19 protein-coding genes and 1 other annotated feature are annotated in these 19,509 nt (G+C 34.1%); of the genes, 1 reads left to right on the top strand and 18 read right to left on the bottom strand.

The genetic code is table 11. From position 1 onward, the window contains the following. Window positions 1-8: 8 nt before the first annotated feature. From hpt to Q1K37_RS02330, 10 genes are all read right to left on the bottom strand, one after another. Window positions 9-566, bottom strand: a complete 558-nt coding sequence (gene hpt, locus Q1K37_RS02285; RefSeq protein WP_300408961.1) for a hypoxanthine phosphoribosyltransferase — start codon at window positions 564-566, stop codon at window positions 9-11. Next, window positions 556-1,935, bottom strand: coding sequence for a tRNA lysidine(34) synthetase TilS (gene tilS / locus Q1K37_RS02290; RefSeq protein ID WP_300408962.1), 1,380 nt, complete (start codon window positions 1,933-1,935; stop codon window positions 556-558). The genes hpt and tilS overlap by 11 nt, the downstream gene beginning before the upstream one ends. Window positions 1,936-1,984: 49 nt before the next feature. Further along, a complete protein-coding gene (locus Q1K37_RS02295; protein WP_300408963.1) occupies window positions 1,985-2,386 on the bottom strand; it encodes a S1 RNA-binding domain-containing protein in 402 nt (133 codons plus the stop codon). A gap of 74 nt (window positions 2,387-2,460) precedes the next feature. Further along, a complete protein-coding gene (locus tag Q1K37_RS02300) occupies window positions 2,461-2,751 on the bottom strand; it encodes a septum formation initiator family protein (RefSeq protein ID WP_300408965.1) in 291 nt (96 codons plus the stop codon). Next, window positions 2,751-2,993, bottom strand: coding sequence for an RNA-binding S4 domain-containing protein (locus Q1K37_RS02305; protein ID WP_300408967.1), 243 nt, complete (start codon window positions 2,991-2,993; stop codon window positions 2,751-2,753). The genes Q1K37_RS02300 and Q1K37_RS02305 overlap by 1 nt, the downstream gene beginning before the upstream one ends. A 62-nt stretch (window positions 2,994-3,055) precedes the next feature. Then, window positions 3,056-3,997, bottom strand: a complete 942-nt coding sequence (locus Q1K37_RS02310; RefSeq protein WP_300408969.1) for an HAD family phosphatase — start codon at window positions 3,995-3,997, stop codon at window positions 3,056-3,058. Window positions 3,998-4,032: 35 nt separating this feature from the next. Then, the gene (rpiB, locus tag Q1K37_RS02315) at window positions 4,033-4,479 is read right to left on the bottom strand and encodes a ribose 5-phosphate isomerase B (protein ID WP_300408971.1); all 447 of its coding nucleotides are present in this window, start codon (window positions 4,477-4,479) and stop codon (window positions 4,033-4,035) included. Window positions 4,480-4,487: 8 nt separating this feature from the next. Further along, window positions 4,488-6,242, bottom strand: coding sequence for a pyruvate kinase (gene pyk, locus Q1K37_RS02320; RefSeq protein WP_300408973.1), 1,755 nt, complete (start codon window positions 6,240-6,242; stop codon window positions 4,488-4,490). A 23-nt stretch (window positions 6,243-6,265) separates the two neighbouring features. Continuing rightward, entirely contained in the window at window positions 6,266-7,225 is a 960-nt protein-coding gene (pfkA, locus tag Q1K37_RS02325) for a 6-phosphofructokinase (RefSeq protein ID WP_300408975.1), read from the bottom strand. Between the two features lie 9 nt (window positions 7,226-7,234). Continuing rightward, window positions 7,235-10,711 (bottom strand): DNA polymerase III subunit alpha, encoded by a 3,477-nt coding sequence (locus tag Q1K37_RS02330; protein ID WP_300408977.1) that lies wholly within the window; start codon window positions 10,709-10,711, stop codon window positions 7,235-7,237. A gap of 96 nt (window positions 10,712-10,807) precedes the next feature. Between Q1K37_RS02330 and Q1K37_RS02335 the strand changes: the two genes are divergently transcribed. After that, window positions 10,808-11,605 (top strand): DUF4097 family beta strand repeat-containing protein, encoded by a 798-nt coding sequence (locus Q1K37_RS02335; RefSeq protein ID WP_300408979.1) that lies wholly within the window; start codon window positions 10,808-10,810, stop codon window positions 11,603-11,605. A gap of 99 nt (window positions 11,606-11,704) precedes the next feature. Here Q1K37_RS02335 and rplL read toward each other — a convergent pair whose 3' ends face one another. The 8 genes from rplL to Q1K37_RS02375 form a co-directional block, all read right to left on the bottom strand. After that, window positions 11,705-12,085, bottom strand: coding sequence for a 50S ribosomal protein L7/L12 (gene rplL, locus Q1K37_RS02340; protein ID WP_300409161.1), 381 nt, complete (start codon window positions 12,083-12,085; stop codon window positions 11,705-11,707). Between the two features lie 24 nt (window positions 12,086-12,109). Continuing rightward, window positions 12,110-12,637: a 50S ribosomal protein L10 gene (rplJ, locus tag Q1K37_RS02345; protein WP_300408981.1), complete on the bottom strand. Its 528-nt coding sequence runs from the start codon at window positions 12,635-12,637 to the stop codon at window positions 12,110-12,112. A gap of 45 nt (window positions 12,638-12,682) precedes the next feature. Continuing rightward, window positions 12,683-12,802, bottom strand: a sequence feature (ribosomal protein L10 leader region). 85 nt (window positions 12,803-12,887) lie between these two features. Next, a complete protein-coding gene (locus tag Q1K37_RS02350) occupies window positions 12,888-13,541 on the bottom strand; it encodes a 50S ribosomal protein L25 (protein ID WP_300408982.1) in 654 nt (217 codons plus the stop codon). 22 nt (window positions 13,542-13,563) lie between these two features. Next, on the bottom strand, window positions 13,564-13,809 hold the full coding sequence (locus tag Q1K37_RS02355; RefSeq protein WP_300408984.1) for a pro-sigmaK processing inhibitor BofA family protein: 246 nt from the start codon (window positions 13,807-13,809) through the stop codon (window positions 13,564-13,566). Window positions 13,810-13,823: 14 nt separating this feature from the next. Continuing rightward, on the bottom strand, window positions 13,824-15,221 hold the full coding sequence (locus tag Q1K37_RS02360) for a M15 family metallopeptidase (protein WP_300408986.1): 1,398 nt from the start codon (window positions 15,219-15,221) through the stop codon (window positions 13,824-13,826). Next, on the bottom strand, window positions 15,193-16,365 hold the full coding sequence (locus tag Q1K37_RS02365) for a glycosyltransferase (protein ID WP_300408988.1): 1,173 nt from the start codon (window positions 16,363-16,365) through the stop codon (window positions 15,193-15,195). Before Q1K37_RS02365 ends, Q1K37_RS02360 begins: the two co-directional genes overlap by 29 nt. A gap of 8 nt (window positions 16,366-16,373) precedes the next feature. Further along, window positions 16,374-18,230, bottom strand: coding sequence for a nucleoside-diphosphate sugar epimerase/dehydratase (locus tag Q1K37_RS02370; protein ID WP_300408990.1), 1,857 nt, complete (start codon window positions 18,228-18,230; stop codon window positions 16,374-16,376). Continuing rightward, on the bottom strand, window positions 18,217-19,314 hold the full coding sequence (locus Q1K37_RS02375) for a glycosyltransferase (protein ID WP_300408993.1): 1,098 nt from the start codon (window positions 19,312-19,314) through the stop codon (window positions 18,217-18,219). Before Q1K37_RS02375 ends, Q1K37_RS02370 begins: the two co-directional genes overlap by 14 nt. Window positions 19,315-19,509: the final 195 nt, after the last annotated feature.

Here is a 19,509-nt window from a genome sequence, read left to right on the forward strand (position 1 = left end):
ACGTCCTCCTATTTTGTATAATATTCTTCCTTTAATGCTGCCACAAAAGGTAAATTTCTATGTTGTTGATTATAGTCTAAACCATATCCTACAATGAACTCATCAGGAATTTCAAAACCTACAAAATCTATTGGAACTTCCACTTTTCTTCTATCTGGCTTATCCAACAAAGTTGCAACAGCAACAGAAGCTGCACCCCTATCTCTTAAATTCTTAGTTAGGTAGTCTAAAGTTAAACCTGAATCTATAATATCTTCAACAATAAGTACATCTTTGTCTTTAATATCCTCTTCTAAATCCTTTAATATTCTAACTATACCTGAGGATTTAGAAGCAGTGCCATAACTTGAAACAGCCATAAAGTCCATCTTTGCTTCCACATCCAAACGGATTATTAAATTGGACATAAAAATAACCGCCCCTCTAAGGATTCCAACTACTAAGAGTTCATTTTTACTATCCTTATATCTTTGGGAAATCTCTTTAGCCAATTCATCTAATCTATTTTCAATTTCCTCTTCAGAAACTAAAATCTTCTTTATATAGTCAGCGTTTCTATTTATCATCCTTCTTCTCCTCCACTCTGATTTTTAAAACAAATTCATCTTCTTTGTTTACCATATATTTAAAAGATCGTCTAAAACCTGCAATCCATATTATATCATCTCTAAATTGAAAAATCGGTACAGAATCTCTTAGATGCTTAGGTAATTTTTCATCAATAAAAATATCCTTTACTTTTTTTGAATACCCCTTTAAGACTATCTTGTCACCATTTTTTCTAGATCTTATGCTTAATCCCTCATTTAAGAGATAAATAGGAAATATCTCCTGGTTTTTATCCTTGTCTATATTATTCTTAGGAATAACTTGGATATCTATCAATCTATTTCCAAATTCGTAAAGTCCTTGTTCATATATAGTCATTTCCTTTGGACTTATCATCTTAGAAAGGTGGATAAAATAAAGATATCCAGAAGCTATATAAATCATATAGTCTTTTAAATAAAAATCTCCTCCACCATTTTTTGCAATTGAAATAATAGACTGAATATTTTTAAAAGAAATATCTTTTTTGTTCCCGTTTAATTGTCCATAAGCCTCTAATATAATCCTTCTTTGAATTGCAAGGGAAAGATCAAGGAATTTTGAGATATCTATTTTTATATCCTTACCATCCCATTGTATCAAATTTAAACTTTTAATATAACTTTCTAAAAACTTATCCTCTTCTGAAAGTATTGTGGCCATTCGACTTAAAGAGTCGATGAAATTGGGATTTAGCTCCCTTTCAATGTATGGAATCAAAACATTTCTTATCTTATTTCTAACATAATCCTCTTCATAATTGGTCTTATCTTCAACGAAGGGAAGTTTATTTTCCCTTAGATATTCAATAATCTCCTTTTTTGAAATATCTAAAAGAGGTCTAACGATATTTTGATTCTTATTGATAATTCCTGTAATTCCAGAAGTTCCTGCCCCTCTAATGAGATTTAACATAATCGTCTCTGCATCATCATTCTTATGATGTCCCACCGTAATGATACCCTTAGAAAATTCCTCTTCTAAAATTTCATTAAAGGTACCATATCGGACCTTTCTTCCAGCATCTTCTACAGAGATTTTATCCCTTTTAGCTATATCTATAACAGGAATTGACCTAGTTATACATCTTATGCCTAGGCTTTGAGAAAAATCCACAGCAAATTCTTCATCTCTTTTAGCTTCCTCATCCCTAATCATATGATTGATATGGACTGCTATTAAACTATATCCATGCTTTGCTTTTAATTTATTTAATGCATAGAGAAGAAGAACAGAGTCGGGACCACCGGAAAATCCTACAATAATATTTTCTCCATCTTCTATTAAATTGTTTTTAATAATATAATTTTCAATTCTTTCAATCATAACTTTAAAAAAATTAAGCACCCAAAAACTTGAGTGCTCCAATGTTTCAATAAAACCGAAGGTTTCGGTCCTAATAACTTTTTGATCTACGATTACCCTGTTTTCTTTTATTATCTCGGGTTCTCATCTCAACATACTTTTCATTAGACTCCTTTAAAAACTTTGACATCTTATCTTCAAAGGATAAGTCCTTGTCAGCACTAGAATTGTCCCATTGGATTTCTTCTGGCTTACTAGACTTTTTCTTAGCTTGTTTTATTGACAAACTAACCTTTCCATCTTTTATGGAAAGAACCTTTACTTTTACTATATCATCTTTTTTTAAAAAATCTTCGATCTTTTCCACATATTCATCAGATATTTCTGATATATGTACAAGACCATTTTCTCCTTCAGGAAAAGAAACAAAAGCTCCAAACTTTGTTATTCCCGTTACTTTTCCCTCCAAAATCTGTCCTACAGAAATAGACATGTACTAATTAATCCTCCTAAAATATTATACATAAAATTATACGAATAAAAGAATGCTCTTGTCAATGTTAATAGTTATTTTTCTTTAACTAAATATTCTTTAGCCTTTATCATACCTAATTTTTCTCTAGCCACCTTTTCAGCAAACTCTAGACTTTCACGATTCTTATAATCCTCTTGCAAAGTAGAAATCTCATCGACCAATTCATCCCGTCTTGCAATGTAGGTATTTAATTCCCCTTCATAGGAAGATATCCTAACACCTTGTCTCACAAGAGCATAGGAAAAATATATCAGGGTTAAAATAAATGCAATAAATATAAAATTGATTTTTTTCTTTTTAGGTCGTCTTCTGACTGACTTCATCAATCTATCCTTTCCAGCATTTCTGAAGCTTCATTTTTTCTAGGATTTTCCAATACCTTTAATACTTTTACCTTTACAGTGCCCGTGCCAAAACCCACTTCGATAATATCGTTTACAGAAACTTCGTCTCCTGCCTTGCAAGTTTTGCCATTAATTTTCACTCTTCCGCCATCACAGGCTTCTTTTGCTACAGTTCTTCTCTTAATAATTCTTGAATTTTTTAAAAACTTATCTATACGCATAAACTACCTCAAATACAGTATACCAAACTTTTGCCATTTATAACATTAATTTTGTTAATTTCTCATTTTTTTATTCTATTAAGACTATCCATCAATTCTCTTTCAGCAATATTAGAGCTATAACTTGGATTTATTACTATTTTCCACTTATCCTCTTTAGAATTTAAATCTATTTCTAAAAAGCCTACTAAATTATCTCCATCCTCCAAAGCCAACCTAAAGACATTATCCTCCTGGGAAATTTCTTTAAAGTTAGTTTTGCTTTCTTCTCCCTGTATCTGCCTTTGGATGAATAGAGATTTTAAATATAATTTACTCCCATAGTCCATTGAACTATATTTGTATTCTGTGGAGTTATTCATTAAAATATCAACAATTGTGGGAATAAGTTCCATATTTTCTAAAATTATATCACTTAGACTTTGATCCATGGAAAATTCATAGTCCCTCTTTGCTATAACATATAGTCCAGCGTTTTTTGCAGACTTTATTCCTGCAAAGGAGTCCTCCACAGCAATACAGTCACTAACCTTAAGTCCTAGACCAGCAGCGGCCTTTAAATATATTTCACTATCAGGCTTAGGGTTTTTTACCTGGTCTCCCCCAATAATATAGTCGAAAAAACCTTCCAAATTGCACTCTTTTAAAACCCGCTTTATAGTAGAAAGATGGGAAGAAGAGGCTAAGCCTATCTTCAACCCCTTTTGTTTTAAACTGTTCAAGGTCTCTTTGACATAGGGAAATAAAAGCTTACTATAATCAATTTTATCCCCTAAGTAAGTCAATTTATACCTAGACATAAAATCCTCATAATGAAAATCTTCCAAATAGTACTGAGAAATAATATTTTTAGAATCATTTCCAGAAAGCCCTACAATTCTCTTGAAGTCCTCTCTATTAACTTTATTTCCATCAGACTCTATTAACTCTACTAGGGAATTAAAATAATATATCTCGCTATTTATCAACACCCCGTCCATGTCAAAAACTATACCCTTAAACATACTTCCTCCAATTCCAATAACCTTAATTTACTATATTAATTATGTTCATTGTCGTAATCCGTTATCATGCAAAGACGATTTTCATGACGTCCTCCTTGATACTCTGCATTTAAATACTCGGAAACGATCATCTTTGCAACTTCAGATCCTACAACTCTTCCCCCAATGGAGATAATATTTGCATTATTGTGTTCTTTGGCCATTTTTGCAGAAAAAACTTCATTCGTAACAGCACATCTTATACCCTTTACCTTATTAGCGGCTATGGAAATTCCAATTCCCGTGCCACAAAGGATAATTCCACAGTCAAAATTACCCCCGGCAACTTCTTCCGCTACCTTGAATCCATACTTTGGATAATCCCCTTTTTCTCCAATTTTAACTCCAAAGTCAGTAACTTCATGACCCATTTCTTCAATATATTTAATCAATTCCATTTTTAATTCAGCGCCACCATGGTCGCTTCCCATTGCAATTTTCATTTTTCCTCCTAAAGTACTCTTGCAGATCCCTTATATACAGACCCAGAAAGGGAGTCTACAGTTATTAACATTTCATCTTCCAGTAGTTGCATAGCATCTTGTGCTCCAACTACAGTCGGCTTTTTAAAATGTAAAGCCATTATAGCACCGTGGGATGTAAGTCCACCCTCTTCTACAACTACAGCTCCAGCCCTTTCAAAGAAAGTAACCATCTCTTTATCCACAGAGCCAGTAACTAGTATATCTCCATCTTTAAATTTATTAATAAGCTCTTCGGCAGTATTTCCCTTTTTAACCATTCCAATTACAGACTCTTTGCCAATACCTTGGCCTTTCATAATAATTTCTCCAATTGTATGGACCTTGATTAAATTAGTAGTACCACCAATTCCCGCAGGTACTCCCGCAGTTATTACTATTAAATCCCCTTCTTTAACCAAGTTTTTCTCCATAGCTGCCATTATGGACCTGTCAATAACCTCATCTGTATTGCTACATATTTCTGAAATAACAGGATATACACCCCAACTTAAAGCTAGTTTTCTCATAATGGATTCATCATAAGTAGCAGCAATTATCGGAGTATTGGGTCTAAGTCTAGATACGGCTTTAGAAGTAGAACCTGTAGTAGTGGCAGTAAGTATAGCTGAGGCTCCTAGTTGTCCAGCCAAGTCTCTAGTTGAACGACTAATAGCACTTGTGGTATAACCATCCACCCAAGTGGACCTTACTTCAGTACTATTTTGAAAATCCTTAGATATTTCCGTAGATACAGCTATTTCACCCATTACCTTTACAGCTTCCACAGGATAAGTTCCTGCAGCCGTCTCACCAGAAAGCATAATTGCATCAGAACCATCCAGGATGGCATTGGCCACATCTGTTACTTCAGCCCTAGTGGGTCTAGGATTTCTTATCATAGAGTCCAACATTTGAGTTGCGGTAATTACTGGTTTTCCTGAGAGATTTGCCTTTCTGATAATCTGTTTTTGCACCAATGGCATGATTTCCGTCTTTATCTCTACACCTAAATCTCCTCTAGCAACCATTATTCCATCAGATGCTTCTATTATCTCATCTAAATTTGTGACCCCTTCTTGGGATTCTATCTTAGAGATTATCTGAATTTCACTGCCACCATTTTCTTCTAAAATCTTCCTAATATTAATAACATCATCAGCCTTACGAATAAAACTAGCAGCAACAAAATCTATTCCATTTTTAACACCAAATACCAAGTCCTCATAGTCTTTTTCAGTAATAGACGGTAAATTTATGGACGTATTTGGAACATTTACACCTTTACGACTTTTTAAGACTCCATAGTTTATAACTTTTGTAACTATATCCGTATCAGTTACATCCGTTACCTGTAAGTCCACTAAACCGTCATCAACAAGTATATGACTACCTATTTTCACATCTTTTGGTAGATCCTTATAAGAGACAGAAACTTGACTTTGATCTCCCAAAACCTCTCTTGTAGTAAGAATGAAGGTATCCCCAATGGATAACTGAATCTGGTCAACAGAAAAGTCGCCAATTCTAATTTCAGGACCCTTGGTGTCCAACATTATGGCAACAGGTAGATCTAGCTCTTCCCTTGCTTTTTTTATATTATTTATCCTTACTAGGTGTTCCTCGTGATTGCCATGAGAAAAATTAAGTCTACATACATTCATCCCTAGAAGCATAAGCTTCTTTAAAGTTTCCAAATCCTCTGAGGCAGGTCCTATAGTACATACAATCTTTGTCTTTTTCATAAATCCTCCTACTGAATTCTCAACTAAATCGAAATTTCTTCCGCCATTTCATATAATTCTTCATTTAAAACATGGGGTATCTCAACTGCTTCTTTTATTGGGATTGAATCTATCTTTCCACCCTTAATAGTCATGGCCAATCCCGACTGCCCATCAATTAACAACTTCACTGCTTTATTACCCATTTCAGTAGCCAACAACCTATCGTGAGGACTAGGAGAACCTCCCCTTTGCACATGACCTAGAATAGTTACTTTAGTGTCCACATTGGTCTCTTCTTTAATCTTGTTCTTAAGTACATAAGGACGGCCCACTCCCTCAGCTATTACTATTATGTGATGAAGTTTTCCTCTTTTTCTACCTCTTTTTATCTTATTCATAATAGATTCTAAGTCCAGTGGCTTTTCTGGAATAATAATACTTTCCGCTCCACTGGCTACGCCAGAATACAAAGCTATATCGCCACAATGCCTACCCATTACTTCAACAATATTGGCCCTTCCATGGGAAGACGAAGTGTCCCTTAACTTACTTATGGCTTCTGTAACCGTATTTACAGCAGTATAAAAACCCACTGTAGAGTCGGTATATCCCATATCGTTATCTATAGTACAGGGAATTCCTATGGTCTTAATTCCCTTTTCACTCAGGGCTTGTGCTCCTTTGAAACTACCATCTCCACCAAGAATTACCAACCCGTCAATACCAAAGTCCTTTAATATTTGAACAGCTTGATTTTGGCCTCTTTCCGTTTGAAATTCTTCAGATCTTGCAGAACCTAAAATGGTTCCACCTCTTTGAATTATATCGGCAACAGAAGATACATTCATTTCATAGATATTCCCATTTATAAGTCCATCAAATCCAAATCTAATACCCATAATCCTAAGTCCATTAAAAATGGATGTCCTAGTAACTGCTCTAATGGCAGCATTCATTCCAGGAGCATCTCCTCCACTGGTTAAAACAGCTATAGTCTTCATAAAACACCTCTAAATTATTTTCATATTTGACCTACCTACTACATTTTCCAATTTTCTTAAAGTCTCCTTGTCCTCAAGATTAACTGTGTAGTTTTCGTTAAACATATACTGCTGTCCATTTCTAAAAAAGTATAGTTTTATTCTCGTCTTACCCTGGTTTTTAAACAGGATATTCTTTACCAATTCAACTTTCTTGTCCTCATTTCCCTCTTCAAAAAGTAAAAGTAGAGTCTTGTTTTTAACAACATTTTCAATTAAGTCCAACTTTCCAACTATAATACCACCTTGATTTGTCTCATTTATATTAACTCTACCACTGATTATGACTATATTGTCTTCCTCAAGATAAGTCTTATACCTTCGATATTGGTCAGGAAAGAAAACTAAATCGATACTGCCATATAGATCTTCAAGAGTTACAAAGGCCATTGGTTCATTACTGGTCTTGGTAAGTGTCTTAAATACTGAGGTAATAATACCAGCAACAGTAACTTTTTTCTTATCCCATTTTTGTTCTGCTTCTCTATTTTCACTACTTATATCCAAACTGGAAAATTCTATTGTCCTTCTAATAAAGTCCTCATATTCTTTCAAGGGATGATCCGTAAGGTATATACCCAGAACTTCTTTTTCATACTTTAACAATTCTTTTTTTGGATATTCTTTTACTGAATAAGTAGTATCTGTATAACCTTCACTCTCATTATCCATTTTGGAAAAAAGACTAGATTGCCCTGGTATATTGGACTTCTTGTCCTTTAAAACCGAATCTATAATCATAATATGTTCCACCATCATGGAATTTCTATTTTTACAGATGGAAGAAAAAGCTCCCGCCTTAATAAGACATTCAATAGCTCTTTTGTTGATACATTGAGGATTTTCAGAGGCAATCCTCTCTATAAACTCTCTAAAGCTGTGAAATTTACCACCTTTTTCTCTTACCTTTACAATGGCTTCAATAAGTCCTGTTCCTACGTTTTTAATAGCTGAAAGTCCAAACCTAATATCCTCCCCATCTACGGAGAACTTCTTATAACTATAATTTACATCTGGTTGTAAAATATTGATATTTAGACGTCTACACTCTTGAATATATAAAGCTATCTTTGTAGTAGAACCCATTACAGAAGATAGAAGAGCTGCCATGAATTCAACAGGATAATAATATTTTAGCCAAGCCGTTCTAACGGCCACTAAAGAATATGCAGCAGAGTGAGATTTGTTAAAGGCATAGTTTGCAAACTTTATCATCAAATCATAAATTTGGTTTGCAGTTTCTTCATCAACGCCCCTTCTCAAAGCACCCTCTATTACCAAATTTTCCTTTTCATCAAAATCTCCATAGATGAATTTTTTTCTCTCCTGCTCCATAACATCCATTTTTTTCTTACTCATGGCCCTACGCAAGTTGTCAGCAGCTCCTAAGGAATAGCCTGCAAGCTTTTGAGCTATCTGCATAACCTGCTCTTGATACACTATAGTGCCATAGGTTAAATTCAAAATGGGTTTTAGAAGAGGATGTAAATATTTAATATCTTGAGGATTTTCTTTATTTTTTATATAATTTGGAATTTCATTCATTGGCCCAGGCCTAAATAGAGAGTTAGCAGCTATTAAATCATCAAATTTTGTAGGCCTTAATTCACTTAAGAAATTTCTCATGCCATCGGACTCAAATTGAAATATTCCTAAAGTTTCAGCTTTGTTAAATAGATTTATGACCTTAGGGTCATTTACGTTAATCTCATCAATATTTATAGTCCTGCCTCTATTTTTTTCAATCAACTTAATAGCATCATCGATAACTGTTAAATTCCTCAATCCTAAGAAATCCATCTTTAACAGGCCCAACTCTTCCAACTCCGTCATATTAAACTGAGTTATAATCGCATCTTTATTTCTCGCAAGGGGAACATACTCCACTATTGGTTCTTTGGAAATCACCACACCAGCTGCATGAGTAGAAGTATGTCTTGGCATTCCTTCAAGATCAGAAGCTACATCTATTAAGTTTTTAACCTCTTCTGATTCATTATATAGCTTCTGAAGCTCAGGACTTAGATCCAAAGCGTCTTCAATGGTCATATTTAGGAGATCTGGCACGTTTTTAGCCACCATGTCAACTAGTGAGTAGTCCATTCCCATTACCCGTCCTACATCCCTTATAGAGCCTCTAGCGCCCATAGTACCAAAGGTAACTATTTGGGCAACTTTATTTTCTCCGTATTTTTCCACCACATAGTCTATGACTTCTTCCCTTCTCTCATAACAAAAGTCTATATCTATATCAGGCATAGACACCCTCTCTGGATTTAAAAATCTTTCAAAGAGTAAATTGTATTTTAGAGGATCTATATCGGTTATACCAAGAACATAACTTACAAGAGAACCAGCAGCAGATCCCCTTCCTGGTCCTACAGGAATATTCTTACTCTTGGCAAATCTAATAAAATCTGAAACAATTAGAAAATAATCCACATAACCCATATCTTCAATGGTATTTAACTCAAAATTTAATCTACTTTGTATCTCATCAGTAACTTTTGCATATCTGGTCAAAGCTCCAGTGGCAGAAAGTTGTCTAAGATACTCGCTATTGGTATATCCCTTTGGAATCTGAAAATAAGGAAGATGCATATTCTCAAAATCCAAAGTGACATTACATCGGTCTGCAATTTTTACAGTGTTTTCCAAATACTCCTCATGTCCTGGAAATAATTCAAGCATCTCTTTTGCAGATCTTAAATAAAATTCCCCTGGAGCATAGTACATCTCTCCTTCAGTCTTATCGTCTAAAGTCTTATTCAACTGAACATAAAGAAGTACCTTATGATTTCTCCAATCCTCTTTTTTAATGTAATGAACATCATTAGTGGCACAAATTGGAATATTGATTTCCTTTGAAAGTCTTTCCATCTGACTTATAACAATTTCATCTTCCTTCATGCCATGATTTTGAACTTCTAAAAAGAAATTACCTTTACCAAATATATCCTCCAATTCAAGAGCTGCAGCTCTTGCGCCTGAATAGTCATTATTCACCAGCTTTACAGATATCTTTCCTTTTAAACAGGCAGATAGACAGATAATCCCTTCACTATACTCCCTAAGAACCTCGTTGTCCACTCTTGGCTTATAGTAAAATCCATTGATATATCCTAAGGATACAATTTTCATAAGGTTCTTATAACCTTTATTATTTTCCGCCAATAATACTAAATGGTTGTAATTTTTATTCTGAGGGCTTTTATCCATATAATTCTTATCTACAGTATAGACCTCACAACCGATAATAGGCTTAATATTTCTTTTTTTCGCTTCTTTATAAAACTCCACTACCCCAAACATACAACCATGATCAGTTATAGCAATTGAATCCATTTCCAATTCCTCTGCATAATCTAATAGCTTAGGAATAGGACTAAAGCCATCTAAAAGACTGTAGCCTGTATGCAGATGCAAGTGAGTAAATTTATTGTTCATAATATCGTCCTCTCTAACTTAAAATTGTATCATAAGGAAGTTAAATTTATAACCTGATAATTTTAAATAGGGTATAATTAATGTAGGAGGTGCTAAATGTTTGAAAAGTTTAAAGATTTTTTAGATGACAATTTAAGAAAAAGAAAAGGTTATGAACAGAGGATTGAAGAAATGGAAAATCCCGAAAAAATTTCCGCTGAAATAGGTGAAATGGTAAAAAAAGTTCTTCCTGAATTCCACAATCTTGTTATGGATTTAGAATATAGCTCTGTATCTATAAAGACCACTGATAAAAACGATTTTTCTCTAAAAATCGAATTGAATACCCCAGGAGAAATTTACTATATAGTTAAAGATGACACTTTATACTTAGAAGATGAAGACTTGGGTTTTCAACTTCAAAACTCCCATAAAATAACCATTACCCTTCCAGAAAATTTTGTATTTAATAAAATGGAAGGAGATATTTCCATGGGTTCTTTTAAAATGCAAGAAATCTCCTGTAGTAAGGGTAGACTGGATGTAAGTATGGGTTCCATAAAACTGGAGGACTTAAGCCTTGAAGACTTTGAAATAAAGATGTCTATGGGTTCTTTTAAAGGAATTGATCTATCTGTTACCAACTCTAAAGTAAAATCTAGTATGGGAAGCATCAATATTTTAGGAGGCTTACTAGGTAAAAACGAAATTGGAACATCTATGGGGTCAATTAAACTAGAATTAGAACAAGATCCTAGGGAAATTTCCATAAGAACAAAGACGGATATGGGAAGTATGAAAATAGATGATGAAAGCGAAGATAACAGTTCTAAAACCTATAAATATAAGTACCATGAACCAAACACTTTAAGACTTAAATCATCCATGGGCTCAATTCATGTAAACTTTATTTAATTAGAAATTAAGATGCAAAAATTGTATCGCATACTTTTAGATAATAAAAAATGGTACTGGGAAAAACAATCCCAAAGTACCATTTTGTTTTTTTGGTAATTACTTAAGTTCTACAGTAGCTCCAACTTCTTCTAATTTAGCTTTCATTTCTTCAGCTTCTGCCTTAGCTACAGTTTCCTTAATTGTCTTAGGAGCTCCATCAACTAAAGCCTTAGCGTCTTTTAATCCAAGACCTGTAATATCTTTAACTGCCTTGATAACCTTAATCTTTTCATTTCCAGCTGATTCAAGAACAACATCGAATTCAGATTTTTCGTCTGCTGCTCCTGCGCCTTCTCCACCTGCTGCAGCTGCTCCACCAACTACAACTGGTGCTGAAGCTGAAACTCCAAATTTTTCTTCTGCTTGTTTAACTAAATCATTTAATTCAAGAACTGACATGTTCTCAATTGCTTCTAATATTTGTTCAATATTCATTATTAACCTCCGGTATTATTTTTTAAATTATTCTGCTGCTACTTCTGCTGTAGCTTCTCCTGATTCTTCTTTTTTCTTGGCTATTGCATCAATTAAGTATACAAAGTTTGATACTGGAGCCTTCAAGCTGCCAAGTAATTTTCCAATAAGAACTTCTCTTGATGGTATAGATGCTAATTCTTTAACTCCGTCTAAATCTAGGAATTTTTCATCTATATAACCTGCTTTAATTTCTAATTTTTCATGATCCTTTGCAAAGTCATTTGCAATTCTTGCAGCAGCTGTTGCATCTTCCATACTAAAAGCAACTGCATTAGGTCCTTTCAAATGCTCTAAAATTGACTGATGACCAAGCTTCTTAAAGGCAATGTCCATCATTGTATTCTTATATACTTTATAAACAACATTTTCTTTTCTAAATCTGTCTCTAAGCTCAGTTAACTCTTCAACATTTAAACCTCTATAGTCAACCAATACGATAGACTTTGCAGATTCAATGTTTTCAGTTATCTCAGCAACAACTGATTCTTTTTGTTCTAAAACACGGTCTTTCAAAAAATTCACCTCCGCTACTATTTCAACTTAATGCCAAAATTCAGCTATCTAACAAAAAAATCTTTCCACCAAAAGGCAGAAAGATCTATTATCTAATCTTGTCCACCTCGGTAGGAAATTAAGTCTTTAGACACCTACTGTCTTTGGCAGTATTTAATTACCTTGTATATTATGCCAGAGAAAACTAACTCTGTCAAGCATTTTTTAAAGTTTTTTTATTTAATCTCTTTAAAAATCCGACTTAAAAGATTTATTCTTCGTCAGCTTCTTCCTCTTCTTGTTCAGTTTCTTCAACTGTTGGAACATCAGCTGCATCAACTTCTTCAACTTCCTCTTCAATTTCTTCTTCTCTAGGTTCAGTTAAAGTAGCTACAGTTTCTTCAGGATCCATAAAGATTTCAACCTTTTCATCTTTGAAAACATCAAGATCTTCAACGGTTACAGTGTCACCAATTTCCATATCTTGAACTTCTACTACAGCTTCAGATGGTAAATCAGCAGGTAGACATTCTACTTCAATTTCATTTAAAATTTGCATCAATACAGATGGTTGAACTTTAATCTCGTCCCTACCTTCAAGAACAATAGGAATAACAACTCTCATCTTTTCAGACATGTCAACACCTACAAAATCCACGTGAATATATTGGTTTTTGAAAGGATGTTTTTGAACGTCCTTAATTAGAGCCTTTCTAGAATCCCCATCGATATTTAAAGTGATAAGGTTTGAAGTTCCAGCTTCTAAATATAATTTATCTAGATCTTGTTCAAGTAATTCTAAGTTGATATTTTCTTCTCCTCTTTGATAAATTACACCAGGAACTTTCTTTTCAACTCTCAATTTATCTACTTTATTTTTTCCTGTGCCCTTTCTAATTTGAGCATCAATTTTAAAATCTGTCATATTTCCCTCCATATTTAATTTCTTAAGACTTTAACAATAATAACACAATTATACCAGGAATGCCAAATATTCCAGCTACAACTGCATTTAAAAATGTAATTTGTAAAGATAATCCGAATATACTCCCTACAAAATTAAATACTGCTAGGAGTACTAAACCAGAAATACTGTTTATCAATAATTTGCCAGCTATTTTAAAGGACAGTCCTAAAAGCCCGAAAAATAGCATCATCAATACGACACATATTAAGATAATACCTATATCCATCTTACACCTACCAACTAGTTTGCGTTGTCTTCATCATCCTGGTTCTGTTGATCATCTTGAGAATCTTCATTGTCTTGATTATCCTGGGTATTCTCATTGTCATTATTAGAACCATTTTGTTGATCATCTTGGTTGTTTTCATCATTATTTACATCGACTTGATTTTCATCGTCCACGTTGTTTTCATCATCGTTGTTGTCATTGTCACTTTGAGCATTGCCATCTTCATTGTTGTCTTCAACCTTGGATAAACCTAAATACTCTTCCAATGAAAGATTGTTCTTGTGCATTTCATCTGCAACGGTTGGTTCAACAAATCTAATATGCCAAGGCTCAAATTTCCTTCCAGTAATATTTTCCTTATCCTTTGGATATCTTATAATAAAACCGTACTTATGAGCATTTTCTAGTAGCCACTTATACTCTTTGCTGTCGGCAAAGTTTTCATTGTATTTATTTTCATAATCTTCCCCTACAACATCAAAGGCAAGACCAGTTTGGTGCTCACTATTACCCGGCTCAACTTCAGAACCATCCGCCTTATATTCTCCATAGGCAGAAACACCATCAGTATATCCATTGGTCTTTTGTTGCTCATAGCTTCTGTAATCACTGGCAATCTTTATGATTACATCATCTTCCTTAGCCTTTCTCGCCATAATGTCAAAATTGGTCTTTGCCTGAACATTCATACCTGGTTGAAACTCTTCAGGAAGACTGTATTTGTCATTTACAATTGGCAAGCCCTTGATAACTTTAAGTTGCTCAGGGTTTTTTACAGATGAAAGGTTAGAACTTTCTACATAACCGTCTACGCCATTGTATTTTATCTTGTTAAAACCATTGGTTACACCATAATTTTCTAAGTAAGTTCCTGCAGCGATATCTCCAAGTTCAGTTGAAGAAGTATTACTTTCTTGATAATACTTTACTCCCTTACTAACTAATACAAAACCCTTTAAAGTAGTAGTTTCATCACTATTGATTGTCTCTATTACATTAGTAGGCTCTGTGGTAGCAACATTTTTCTTAGTCTTTCCATCAAGGACAGTCTTTAAAAGAATCGCAAGAACTATTACTCCGACAATAGAAAGCCCAATGCCGATTAACCTAGCTCGCTTACTCTTTCTCTGTCTCTCCCTCATGGCAAGAACTTCAAGCCTTCTACGTTCCTTTTCAATTGCCGCAGCGTCCATCTTTATTGTATGATCTCTAAAATCTTGGTTCCTAGAAACTCTTTTGCTTCCTCTAGACGCCCTAGTTTCCCTTGTTCTCTCCTCTTGTCTTTGAGCCTTTTCACGGGACTTTTCATCCCTAGTAGCATTTCTGTTTTTTAGCCCTTCAACGCCGTCGTCTAAAAAACTATACTTTTTATTTATATCTTTAAAGCTCCTCTTTCCTCTTTTCGACATAATTATCTCCTTCTAAAACCTCAGAATATATCCTCTTTAAATCTCTAATACTTGCTTCTTTTGAAAAATTTAACAATACATTTTCCCTTATCCTTGATTTATCAAGCTCATTAGTCCTAATTTTATTATACATTAATTTCAGTTTATTTGCTAAATCCTCTACATTTTTCTTTTGTGCAATAACGCCATTGAAATCTTTTATAAAATGTTCAGAACCACCATTGTCCACTGTGATCACTGGCAGACCAGAACTCATCGCCTCGATATAAACCTTTCCATAGGTTTCATGATGGGATGCTAATACAAAGAGGTCTGAATTATTGTACTCTTTATTAATCTCATCTAAACTGTGATGTCCTAGCAAATAAATCTGATTCGTCATGCCTTTGCTTTCAATCAATCTTTTTAAATTATTATATTCCACGCCCTGTCCAAATATCTTCAAAGTCGCATCTACACCCTTAAAGACCTTGGAAAAGGCTGAAATAAGCTCAAAATGCCCCTTGTCCACAATCAAATTACCGGTGGATACAACCCTAAAAGTACCCTCTTGAAAATCCTTATTATCCAAAGTAAAGGACTTCGTATCTGCAACAGTAGGTGAAACCACAGCTTCGACTCCGAAGTTTTTTTCAAGTACAGATTTAAAATAAGGGCTTCCTACTATAAGCTTGTCACAGTTATTATAAACGTAATTTCCAATAATCCTCTTCTCTTTTGTAATATCTTGGATATTTTCTTTATTTACATGGGAAGAATGTTCTGAAATCACTATTGGTATATCAAGTCCATTGTTTTTAGCGGCGTGAACAAAGGGGTAGCTGTGATTCAAAAAGTGACTATGAATTAAATCCGTTCCCCTTTCTTCCTCAAGAATATCATTTAAATATTTACCCAAAACTTTAGAACCATATTTCATTTGAAGGAGTTCATTGAAATTTCCCAAGGGCAAACTAATATTGTAATACCTAATACCCTGGATTTCTCCCCTATGATATCCCCATTTTCTCCATCTTCGGATTGACCTTAAATCCAAAGCCACAATGTAGACTTCAATCCCAAATTCCATTAATGCCTTTGCATATTCCAACTGGTGGATTCCATACATGGGACTTTTAGAATTTGGGATACCTTGACTAGCCATCAACACTTTCATTGTCTATTATCTTCTAACCTTTCCGGTGTGAAATTTGGTACAATATATTTCAAATCTTCCAAAAGCACTAAATAATCCTTAGAATCTAAGTCATTCTTTAATTTATCAAGCCCCGTATTAAGTCTTTCCTTGTCATGGGTCACAGGTTTTTCAATGAATATCTTTTCAAAATCCGTCTTACATGAATTTTCCAAATCCAAAATCAATTCCTCATAAAGCTTTTCTCCTGGACGAAGGCCAGTAAACTCAATCTTTATATCTTGATTTGGCACAAAACCGGAAAGTTCTATTAACTTTTCAGCTAAATCCACAATCCTAACGGGTTCTCCCATATCTAAGATGAAAATCTCTCCACCTTTAGCTATGGCACCGGCCTGTAATACCAACTGACAAGCTTCCGGTATGGTCATAAAATATCTTATTATGTCTGGATGGGTTACCGTTACAGGACCACCATTTTTAATCTGTTCCTTAAATAACGGAATAACAGATCCATTGGATCCAAGAACATTTCCAAATCTTACAGCTACAAAATCAGTTTTTGACTGCTTATCCATGGTCTGAATCATGATTTCACATATTCTCTTTGTACATCCCATAACAGATGTGGGATTAACCGCCTTATCCGTTGATATATTGACAAATTTATTTACATTGTATCTGTCGGCACATACCAGTAGATTTAAAGTTCCAAATACATTGTTCTTTATTGCAGAAACAGGTGAATCCTCCATTAGTGGAACGTGTTTATGGGCAGCAGCATGAAAGACTATCTCAGGTCTATACTTATCAAAGATTAAATCCATTCTAGTAGCATCTCTAATGCTGTCAATCAAGACTTCAATAGGCGGATTCTTATACTTACGCACTAGCTCCATTTGAATATTGTAGATATTGTTTTCGTATATATCCACCATAACCAACTTATCTGGATTGAATTTAATTATCTGTCTGCATAGTTCCGATCCTATGGAACCACCAGCCCCAGTAACCATAACCACTTTGCCCTTTATAAATTCATTTAAAGAGTCTAAATCCAAATGAACTTCTTCTCTACCCAACAAGTCTTCGATTTGAACTTCCCTCATCTTTTTAAGGTCAAAGTTCTTTTCATCTATTACAGTATAGTAACCAGGAATCAATTTAGTTTTAATTTTAGTTCGGTTACATCTTTGTAAAATATCTCTGGTATCATTGTCTTTTGCAGAAGGAAGTGCCACGATAATCTCTTCGATATCATAGTCTTTTACAACATCTTCAATGTCTTCCCTAGTTCCAAGAACAGGAACACCCTTTATGATTCTATTTTTCTTATTTATATCATCGTCTATAAAACCAATGGGAACATTGAGTATTTCATGGTGCTTATTTAGCTCTTTAACCACTAGAACACCAGCTTCCCCAGCCCCAACGATCAGAGTCCTCTTAGGTCTAGAATTGGTCTTATTGGAAGATTTATTATTTATCAAACTATATTTCGCCCTGGAAGTAAGTCTTATTCCAGGTATTAATATAGCTTCAAACACTAGAGCAATAACATATACAGACCTTGGAATGTCCTTATTTATGGCTATTAGCATGCCCGCAGTAACAATAAAGTTTGAAATTACAACAGCCCCTAAAGCCCGTACAAATTCCTCAATGCTTGCATATCTCCAAAGGGTTTTGTAAAGTCCCATAATAAAAAAGACCACTATTTGAAATACAGTTATATAAATAGCAAAATCCAAATATTTATCTAAGTACACATCCGGCAAATTGCCATCAAATCTCAAATAAAGTCCAAAGATATAACTAAAATTTATTATAAAAATATCGATTAATATTAAGCCAATTGTTCTAATATATCTCATTCAATTCCCCTTTTAAAACAGAATGGTAAATCTTGTTGATATGGGAAAAATTTTCCTCCAATACAAATTTTTCCAAAACATATTTTCTACCATTATGTCCCATAGTTTTTCTCAAATCTTCATCTAAATACAATTTTTCCATAGCCTTAAAAAGCTCATTTTCATCTTTTGGTTTTACAAGCAACGAACTCTTTGAAGGATTGGTCGCTTCAGGTAAGCCTCCAACATCTGTAGCCACCACTGGAACCCCGCAACTTTGCGCCTCCACAGCAGACACTCCAAAGCTCTCCTGTAGTGAAGGAAAGACTGCAATGTCCATCGTATTATATGTCTTAACCAGGTCATCAATACTTAAATAACCAGGAAATTCCACAAAATTTTCCAAATTTAAGTCCCTTACCAGCTTTTTCAAATTATCCTCTTCTTCACCCTGACCTGCCAAGATCAACTTAAACTTTTCCTTTGGATATTTATCTACAAGAAGTTTAAAGGCCTTTACAAGGTATTCTAAACCATATACCTTAAAGAGGGATTTAATAGTTCCCATCACAAAGGTATCCTTCATTTTAAGTCCTTCCATTGGTCTATAGATGTCAGGATCTACTCCAAAATAAGTGACTAACACATCCCTATTTGTATACTTTTGAATTTCCTTTTTCATATCCGTCGATGTAGACATCAAAAGAGTTGGAGCCTTTAAATTATGCTTTAAAAGACCCCTATGAATAAAAGATCTCCTTGGAAAATCGTAAACATCCGACCCCCAAACAGACAATATATAGGGTTTAAAATTTAATAACGAACCTAAAAGTCCGTAACTTGTAGCATAATGGGCATGAATTATATCCGGATTTTCACTTTTAATAAGCTCCTTAACCCTCTTAACCTTTCCAAAGTAGGAGAAGAGTTTGTTGATATCACTTTTATAAATAGTGTCGCCAACATTGAAATCATATACTTTACAACCGGGAATTTCCCCAGATGTAAGGGATATGATCACAATTTCATAGCCCTTGGACAAAAAATATTTACACCACTTTTTAGTATGTGCGCTGGTTACATCAGCTAAATAACAAATTTTCATATTGTTCTCCATTCCTATAGAGATTATACCATAGATACTGCAGTTTTATTAATACAACCCTTGTATCCTTTAAATATTAAGTTGATGCAATTCTTTAAAAAATAATTAGTTCAGTTTTCCTGCCTATTTCAATGAATAAAAAAATATCTCCCGACTGATAATTCAATACAGGAGATACAAATATTCTTATTTTAA

It is taken from the genome of Lagierella sp. (assembly GCF_029983815.1).
Classification (GTDB): domain Bacteria; phylum Bacillota; class Clostridia; order Tissierellales; family Peptoniphilaceae; genus Mediannikoviicoccus.

Excerpts from the sequence above, each read along its gene's own strand:
- hpt (WP_300408961.1), bottom strand. The coding sequence starts at position 566 with ATGATAAATAGAAACGCTGACTATATAAAGAAGATTTTAGTTTCTGAA.
- Q1K37_RS02295 (WP_300408963.1), bottom strand. The coding sequence starts at position 2,386 with ATGTCTATTTCTGTAGGACAGATTTTGGAGGGAAAAGTAACGGGAATA.
- Q1K37_RS02300 (WP_300408965.1), bottom strand. The coding sequence starts at position 2,751 with ATGAAGTCAGTCAGAAGACGACCTAAAAAGAAAAAAATCAATTTTATA.
- Q1K37_RS02305 (WP_300408967.1), bottom strand. The coding sequence starts at position 2,993 with ATGCGTATAGATAAGTTTTTAAAAAATTCAAGAATTATTAAGAGAAGA.
- Q1K37_RS02310 (WP_300408969.1), bottom strand. The coding sequence starts at position 3,997 with ATGTTTAAGGGTATAGTTTTTGACATGGACGGGGTGTTGATAAATAGC.
- rpiB (WP_300408971.1), bottom strand. The coding sequence starts at position 4,479 with ATGAAAATTGCAATGGGAAGCGACCATGGTGGCGCTGAATTAAAAATG.
- pyk (WP_300408973.1), bottom strand. The coding sequence starts at position 6,242 with ATGAAAAAGACAAAGATTGTATGTACTATAGGACCTGCCTCAGAGGAT.
- pfkA (WP_300408975.1), bottom strand. The coding sequence starts at position 7,225 with ATGAAGACTATAGCTGTTTTAACCAGTGGAGGAGATGCTCCTGGAATG.
- Q1K37_RS02330 (WP_300408977.1), bottom strand. The coding sequence starts at position 10,711 with ATGAACAATAAATTTACTCACTTGCATCTGCATACAGGCTACAGTCTT.
- Q1K37_RS02335 (WP_300408979.1), top strand. The coding sequence starts at position 10,808 with ATGTTTGAAAAGTTTAAAGATTTTTTAGATGACAATTTAAGAAAAAGA.
- Q1K37_RS02350 (WP_300408982.1), bottom strand. The coding sequence starts at position 13,541 with ATGACAGATTTTAAAATTGATGCTCAAATTAGAAAGGGCACAGGAAAA.
- Q1K37_RS02355 (WP_300408984.1), bottom strand. The coding sequence starts at position 13,809 with ATGGATATAGGTATTATCTTAATATGTGTCGTATTGATGATGCTATTT.
- Q1K37_RS02360 (WP_300408986.1), bottom strand. The coding sequence starts at position 15,221 with ATGTCGAAAAGAGGAAAGAGGAGCTTTAAAGATATAAATAAAAAGTAT.
- Q1K37_RS02365 (WP_300408988.1), bottom strand. The coding sequence starts at position 16,365 with ATGGCTAGTCAAGGTATCCCAAATTCTAAAAGTCCCATGTATGGAATC.
- Q1K37_RS02370 (WP_300408990.1), bottom strand. The coding sequence starts at position 18,230 with ATGAGATATATTAGAACAATTGGCTTAATATTAATCGATATTTTTATA.
- Q1K37_RS02375 (WP_300408993.1), bottom strand. The coding sequence starts at position 19,314 with ATGAAAATTTGTTATTTAGCTGATGTAACCAGCGCACATACTAAAAAG.